We start from the raw sequence: 7,327 nt of genomic DNA on the forward strand, positions 1-7,327 counted from the left end.
CGCATAAATACACATTGTCTATTTTACAAATAGGTAGCCCCTATGGGGCAAAGATATATGTTACTGTTGTTACAAATAGGTAGCACCTACGGCGCATAAATACACATTGTCTATTTTACAAATAGGTAGCCCCTATGGGGCAAAAAGACACATGCTGCTCTTGTTAAATTGGCAGCCCCGATGGGGCAATAGGGGAATGTAGGCTTGCTGTAAGATAGCGCTTACGGCACAAACATACCTAGTGCTATGCAAAATGCATAACAACTATATGCCAAAACTAGCATCTGCCCCATCGGGGCTACCCATTTGTAGTAAAAAGGCATTTGTTAAAATGTCTTTTTATGAAAATTTTTTATTTGTTGATGCCCCGTAGGGGCTACCCTTAAGTAACGAGTAAATCTTTAAATAAATATTTGTTGTCGTAATCAATTTTATTATCACGAAGTATCGATATATATTCTGTTTTAAAATCTTTCTTTTTATGGTGTTCCTTTTGGTTTAAAATATATTTAACCACAGCATCAATTTGGGAATAGCTATTGCTGAAAGCACCGTATCCTTCTTGCCATTGGAATTTATGATTTGTGAAGCCTTGTACATTAACAAATTCTGAGCTATCGCCTTTCACCAATCTCATCAAATCTGAAATGGATTGCTTTGGATTTAATCCAACAAACATGTGCAAATGATCAGGAATGGAATTAATCGCAAGCATTTTATGCTCATTATTTTGAACTATTCCAGTAATGTATTTATGCAAATTATCTTCCCAATCTGAAAGAATTACTGACTTTCTGTATTTGACTGCAAATACGAAATGAATGTGCAAGCGAGTGTAAGTGTTTGGCATAAAGTAATTTGATTAAAATTTCAATCAACTTACAAATTTAAAGTGATTAGTTAGCGAACAATCTTAACACCCTTTGGTGCTTTAATTTTAGTTTTAATTTTTCCGTTAACCAAAGTGTGCTTCACACTTAATATCCCGAAGGGAGTAGGGAAAGTGCCTTCGGCGAAAGTTAAATCTCCAAGATTGGGTTTAATACGAATTTTTTTGCAACCAGGTTTCAAAACGGAAATCCCCAAAACATGCTCTGTTAACCATGGCGTAGGACCAGAAGCCCAACCATGCGCTAAACTATGGCGGAAACCAATATAACAATAAGCCCCATACGCACCATGAATATCAATTTTTCCTTCAGGAACCAATTCATCAATCCGACTGGCATTTTTTAACCAATCCATGTTAAAATCTTCCCAAAAGGTTGTTGCACCTAAGTTTAACATTGCACCCCAATATTCGCGGATAATGTTGATGCCTCCTTGATAATCATCAGCCTTTGCTTTAGCCTGCAACATGTAATAACCAAAAAAAGTAGAGAAGTTTTTCGATCCTTCATCAGCGATTATGCTGTTTGCTTCTTTTGCACTCATTAAATTCGATAACGAAAGTAATGCGGCTGCTTGTTTAGAATTGTTGGTTTCTGGAAGGTGTTTTTTTAATCTTGAAACCGCTTCAATGCATTTATCTGCAGTTTCTTGATCACCCATTTTGCCAATTAAGTCAGCTCCAGCATCCAACGATAAAATCATCATAGATTGTAAACCGGCGTGAATTGCTTTAGGATCTTCGCTTGATGGCCAATCTAGAAATCTTTGACCATCTAAGTGCTCTTTATTGTCTGCGTCGATTTTTTGAATCAGCAGATTCAGTAAATCCTTTAGATAGGTTTGTTGTTCTTTCAGGTAATTTAAATCACCATTGTGGTAGTACCAATCTCGTTGATTGATAATCCACCACATCGAGTAAGCACTAATTCCGTTCATCCAATTGGGTAAAGGAGTAGTTTCTTTTGCAAAATCTAAAGATTTTGGCACCACTTCATTATAACCAAAAACAGCATTTATAGTCGAAATTTCAGGATTTAGATCACCCACCCAAACCAATCGATCGCGTTTAACGCCATCCCAAAGGTAATCTTGCATATTCAATTGAACAGTATAAGCCCCGGTTTTCCAGATTTTGTTTAACAACGTATCGCTACAGTTAAAAGATCCTTTATATTCTAGATTTCTATATCTAGCAATTGCCCGAGTTTCTTTAAGAATAAGTTTGGTATCGTTATCCAATAAATCGATCCGAACAAAACGAAAACCTGTATTTCCAATTTCTGCAATGCCCAGCCATGGAAGCAAAGTTTCCTGATCGCGGATGGCGTGATCGTTCGTTGCACCGCCTTTTCCGCCAACATCAGACATGGCCTCGCTTGCAGATTCGCCAAAACGAATACGAACTTTAATCGGTTTGTTCCCACCCCAAATTCCAGTTACAATTTGAATTCCGCCTTGAAGCTCTTTGCCAAAATCTAATAAAATACTGGATTTTAAACCTTGCTTATTTTCAAGAATACACATATTCTCATTTCGAACATCTGCTTGGCCAGTACCAATCTGTAGAAGTTTGCCTTGATTTTTTACGTCTCCAGCCGTCCATAAAACTCTTTTCGGACTTAGATATTCTGTAACTCTTTCTTGAGCGCCAATTTTTGTAATGAAGCAAAATAATGCTATAAAGAGAAAATAAGGATGGAGTCTTTTCATTTTATTTCCAGTCGAAATTATAAGTGCCCGATTCTAATTGTTCTGTAGAATTAGTTATTGCTTTTCCATTCAGGTAAACTTTTAAATTTTGCTCTTTCGGAAGTATTACAGATGCAGTAGAATTTGCTGGTACAATAACTTTGTACGAAATTCCATTTACATTTCTTTTCCATGAAGAGATAATTTCTCCATAAGGCCCTATATGCTTAGCTTCGAATTGATCTAATCCTTTCACGAAATGGGGTGCTAAAATCACATTTTTAAATCCAGGTTTTTCAGGATCGGGTTTAATTCCACCAGGTGATTTATACAACCAGGCACCAATCTCTCCGAACATGATGTGGTTCATAGAAATATCCGATTTTGCATCGATTGGCCAATTTTCATATAGAGTTGTGGCACCATTTTCCATCCACCATCCCCAACTTGGATAGGTTTTTTGAGCGGCCACTTTATAGGCTACATCGCTGTAGCCATTTTCTGATAAAGCATTTAAAATGGCTTTAGTGCCTAATAAACCAACATCTAAATGGAAGCCATCAGATTCTACCTTCTTGGCCAAATTACTTGCAACTAATGTAATGGATTCTTCTGGAACGATTTTCCAATACAATGGAACGCTCATCTCAGTTTGTACACCAGATGCATAAATTCCAGTTTCTTTATTCAAGTATTTTGCGTTAAACGCATCTTTTATTTTTTTGGCTAAAGCTGTATACTTTTCGTAATCAGTTTTTTTACCTAAAATTTTTGCTGCTTTCGCTAAAATCACCACATCTGCATAATAATAACAAGTTGAAGTTAATTCTACGGGAGATTTAGATTTAACAGGGATCCAATCGCCCAATCCCCAGGATGTCAATCCGGTAGGATAGGTTTCATCAATATGATTTACATATTTTCTGATGTTTTCATAGCAATCGGCTAGGAGTTTTTCATCACCATAAAAAAGGTAAATATTCCACGGAATAATGGCGATTGTACTCGTCCAATCTGGACCATTTCCCCATTCGTAACCCCAACCATCAGTTGGAATAATCGAAGGCAGAACGCCATTGGGCTGTTGTTCATCGCGATGATCGGCTAACCATTTTTCGTAAATGGTAATGCCATCAAAACCATAGAGACCAGTTTCAATCGCGATTTGTGCATCTCCCGTCCAACCGTTTTTCTCCCTTTGCGGACAATCAGTTGGGTAACCAAATAAGTTGGATAAATACGAATTGTTCGTGGCAGTGTAAATTTTATTTATGATTGGTTCAGAGGAGTTGATGTTTCCAGAAACAGGCACATCGCTGTGCATAAAATAACCAACCAAACTGTTTTGATTTAATTGAATTGGCGCACTGCTCGTTACCTCAACATATTGAAAACCCTTATAATTAAAGTGAGGCATAAAGCTATGTTCGCCTTTTCCGCTCAAAATCAAAATGTCGGTTTGAAAAGGATCAGTATTATCGGTTGGGCGATAATGGGCATCTATATTCGAAATGTCTACATGACCATTGGGGTACAAGCGCTCGCCGTGTTTTAATCTGATTACTGTTCCAGCTGGTCCATTAACCGTGATTTTGCTTACACCAGAAATATTCCTGCCTAAATCAAAAAGATAAGTGGTATCGTTAAATTTCTTTAAACTTTTGCTTACTATTTCTTCCACATTCCGAATAGGATGCAGAGCCTGAGCAACAATGTTTTTAGAAGGAGCAGAGCGATAAATGACGTTTTTCCATTTAGAATCATCAAAATCTGCAGTATTCCAACCCTCTTTTTCCAGTCTGGCATCATAATGTTCTGCAGTGTAGATGCTATTAAAAACTATCGGACTTAAAGCCGTTTTCCAATTCTTGCCAGATTTTATGGTTTCAACGGAACCATCATCATAAGTGATGCGAACATCAAGGCAAAATGTTGGTCGGTTGCGCCAAGGTGCTTTATCAAAATCCCAAACTGCGGTAGATTGATGATTATACCAACCATTTCCAAGCAATACGCCAATCGCATTTTTACCGTTAATTAGGTTGTTGGTAACATCATAACTCACATAAAGCGTTCTTCTATCAAACCGCGTGTACATTGGATCCATGCGATGATTTCCAATTTTTTTCCCATTGATAGACAATTCATATAAACCGCCGGCAGCAATATATGCTCTTGCTGATTTAATTTTTTTATTGGTTGTAAAGGTATTTCTGAAATAAGGAGCAGGTTTTAATTTTGGATTTTCATTGTCAGAAATCCATGAGCCTTGCCAGTTTTTCATATTCATCATTCCGGTTTCGAAACTCGAAATAAATGCCTGATTTGATTTTTTCTTATTCCCATCAGATAATTCAATCCTCCAAAAATATTTAGTAAAAGGTTTTAGTAACTGGCCCGAATAAGTAATTAATTGTTTATCTGATTTCAGCCATCCTGTATTCCATAATTTTCCATCCGCCTTGGTTAAAGCAATAGAATCTGTGTCTACCAGAATGCGAAACGAAGTTTGTTTGGCACCATTTTTTGAATCCTGCATTTGCCAGGTAAAACGAGGCGTCGGATTATCTATTCCGATTGGATTTTGAAGATATTCTGTTTTTAGATTGATGACATTAAAAGATTGGGCAAATGCTCCAGCAAAAGGGGAAAGGCAAAATAACAAAGCCGAAGCTTTCAAAAAATTGAATTTCATAGTTTAAGGGTTATCGAAAACTAAGGTATCAAAATTAAATTCCTTTAATAGAAAGGCAGTAAAATTTTTACGCAATAAAAAAGGCCAAGAAATTTTCTTAGCCTATATATTTTGAATTGATATAATTTAATGATTAACCTAAAATCTCTTTCAGTTTTTCTGTTTGATGATCAGCCAATTTTTGAAGCGGGCCAGAAGCCAACATTTTCATCATCATATTCAAATCTGCAGAGATAATGTGTTTCGCAGTGGTAGTACCATTTCCATTATCTTCAACAGTCCATTTTAATTCTAAATCGAAAGGTGCTTTTTCAGATGGAATGGCAATTATTTCTTTGTTTTCAATGCGATTAGAAATTTTAAGTGCCAACTTAGCCATATTTTGAATGGTAAAACGGGCATCGTCTTCTGTAGATTCCCAGTTGTAAATATTTTCTGGCATCAATTGCTGATGATTGTTCATATTTGAGAGAAAAGCATAAACCTCATTAACGGGTTTATTAACTTCTACGGCGCTTTCAATAATCGTCATTATATATAATATATTTTAGGGTTGATTTTTTTTAGAATTAAGACTCAGATTTCAAAGCCTGATTTTGGCCCCATTCTGAAGGGTTTAAACGCCATTTGCTCAACAATTCCATTTCACTTTTTGCAATGATACTGTGTTCTGCAGCATAATCAATCAAAGCGCCATAATTTGATAAGGTTTGGAAGCGACACTTGGCTGCTGCAAAATTTTCATCAGCCTGCGCAAATCCATAAGTAAAAATTGCAGCTAAACCAGCTACCGATAAGCCTGCACTTCGTAAAGCTTCTACAGCTTGCAAACTGCTTTTACCTGTAGAAATTAAGTCTTCGATTACAACGACACGTTGCCCTTCTACAACTTCGCCTTCTATTAGGCTTCCGGTTCCATGTTCTTTAGCTTTCGATCTTACATAAATAAATGGTAAGCCTAACTCTTGTGCTACTAAAACACCTTGAGGAATACCCGCAGTTGCTACACCAGCGATTACATCTACAGAGCCAAATTCTTCCTGAATAAGTTGCGCTAATTTCTGACGGATAAATGTTCTAACCTGTGGATGGGAAAGGGTAATTCGGTTATCGCAATAAATTGGCGACTTCCAACCCGATGCCCAAGTAAAAGGATTATTAGGTTGTAATTTAATTGCCTTTATTTGTAATAAAAATTCCGCTACCTTTAATTCAATATCACTTTTATTATACATGGCCCAAAATTACAGAATTTATATTAACGATAACACCTTGTTTATCTCAGATGTTTTACCTGAACAGAAAGAAAAAATACAACAACTTGAAATTCAGGATTTTGATTTGCAAACTTTTTACAAAAAATTAAAGAATGGGTCTAAGAAAAGCTACATTTTTATCACAAAAAAACCCAGAGATACCTTTAAGAGGCTCAAAAAGAATTGTGAGGTAATTAAAGCTGCTGGTGGTTTGGTAGAAAGTGTTAATGGAAATTACTTGTTCATCTTTAGAAATAAAAAGTGGGATTTACCCAAAGGAAAGCTCGAGGAGGGCGAAAACATGAAAGAAACCGCCATTAGGGAGGTTGAGGAAGAATGCGGAATTAAGGTTGCTAAACGCGAAAAGAAACTCTGCAAAACTTATCATGTTTACCCAAATGGTTCAAAATTGATTATTAAGAAAACGAACTGGTATAAAATGAAAGTTAAAGGTGAGCCAAAACTTGTTCCGCAAAAAGAAGAGGGGATTGATGAAGCGGTTTGGTTAGATAAAAATCATCTTGGTGCAGTGGTTAAAAATACGTTTCCATCAATAATGGATGTATTGAGGGCTGGCGGCATTTTGTAATCTTTAAGTTAGTGATTCGCCTTGCTACAGCTCTACTTTGCGATGTTGTCTTTCCCGCGCAGGCGGGAATTTAATGCTTTGTTTACTGCGAATCGCTTTAAGATTCCCCATTGAGGTGGGGAATGACGATATGCCTAACCTAGCCGAGAGGAAAACACCTTTAGCTCTTCTCTACAGCTCTACTTTGCGGTGTCGTCTTTCCCGCGC

At 36.8% G+C, this 7,327-nt stretch carries 6 protein-coding genes; 1 reads left to right on the forward strand and 5 read right to left on the reverse strand.

Annotated features, from left to right (window positions below):
• Positions 1–382: 382 nt before the first annotated feature.
• The 5 genes from tnpA to pyrE all read right to left on the reverse strand — a co-directional run bounded on the left by tnpA (position 383) and on the right by pyrE (position 6,510).
• A complete protein-coding gene (tnpA, locus tag H7U22_RS20205) occupies positions 383–850 on the reverse strand; it encodes an IS200/IS605 family transposase (RefSeq protein WP_187073156.1) in 468 nt (155 codons plus the stop codon).
• Positions 851–900: 50 nt separating this feature from the next.
• Positions 901–2,601, reverse strand: coding sequence for an alpha-L-rhamnosidase-related protein (locus tag H7U22_RS20210; RefSeq protein WP_187073157.1), 1,701 nt, complete (start codon positions 2,599–2,601; stop codon positions 901–903).
• 1 nt (position 2,602) lies between these two features.
• On the reverse strand, positions 2,603–5,275 hold the full coding sequence (locus H7U22_RS20215) for an alpha-L-rhamnosidase (protein WP_187073158.1): 2,673 nt from the start codon (positions 5,273–5,275) through the stop codon (positions 2,603–2,605).
• Between the two features lie 133 nt (positions 5,276–5,408).
• Positions 5,409–5,807 (reverse strand): SRPBCC family protein, encoded by a 399-nt coding sequence (locus tag H7U22_RS20220; RefSeq protein ID WP_187073159.1) that lies wholly within the window; start codon positions 5,805–5,807, stop codon positions 5,409–5,411.
• Positions 5,808–5,844: 37 nt separating this feature from the next.
• The gene (gene pyrE / locus H7U22_RS20225) at positions 5,845–6,510 is read right to left on the reverse strand and encodes an orotate phosphoribosyltransferase (protein ID WP_222621916.1); all 666 of its coding nucleotides are present in this window, start codon (positions 6,508–6,510) and stop codon (positions 5,845–5,847) included.
• Between pyrE and H7U22_RS20230 the strand changes: the two genes are divergently transcribed.
• The gene (locus H7U22_RS20230; RefSeq protein ID WP_187073160.1) at positions 6,509–7,120 is read left to right on the forward strand and encodes an NUDIX hydrolase; all 612 of its coding nucleotides are present in this window, start codon (positions 6,509–6,511) and stop codon (positions 7,118–7,120) included. The two genes, pyrE and H7U22_RS20230, sit on opposite strands and share 2 nt — an antisense overlap.
• The last annotated feature ends 207 nt before the right edge of the window (positions 7,121–7,327 follow it).

This window comes from Pedobacter fastidiosus, from assembly GCF_014306625.1.
GTDB classification, from domain to species: Bacteria; Bacteroidota; Bacteroidia; order Sphingobacteriales; family Sphingobacteriaceae; genus Pedobacter; species Pedobacter fastidiosus.

Coding starts and splice junctions, on each gene's coding strand:
- H7U22_RS20220 (WP_187073159.1), bottom strand. CDS start 5,807: ATGACGATTATTGAAAGCGCCGTAGAAGTTAATAAACCCGTTAATGAG.
- pyrE (WP_222621916.1), bottom strand. CDS start 6,510: ATGTATAATAAAAGTGATATTGAATTAAAGGTAGCGGAATTTTTATTA.
- H7U22_RS20210 (WP_187073157.1), bottom strand. CDS start 2,601: ATGAAAAGACTCCATCCTTATTTTCTCTTTATAGCATTATTTTGCTTC.
- tnpA (WP_187073156.1), bottom strand. CDS start 850: ATGCCAAACACTTACACTCGCTTGCACATTCATTTCGTATTTGCAGTC.
- H7U22_RS20230 (WP_187073160.1), top strand. CDS start 6,509: ATGGCCCAAAATTACAGAATTTATATTAACGATAACACCTTGTTTATC.
- H7U22_RS20215 (WP_187073158.1), bottom strand. CDS start 5,275: ATGAAATTCAATTTTTTGAAAGCTTCGGCTTTGTTATTTTGCCTTTCC.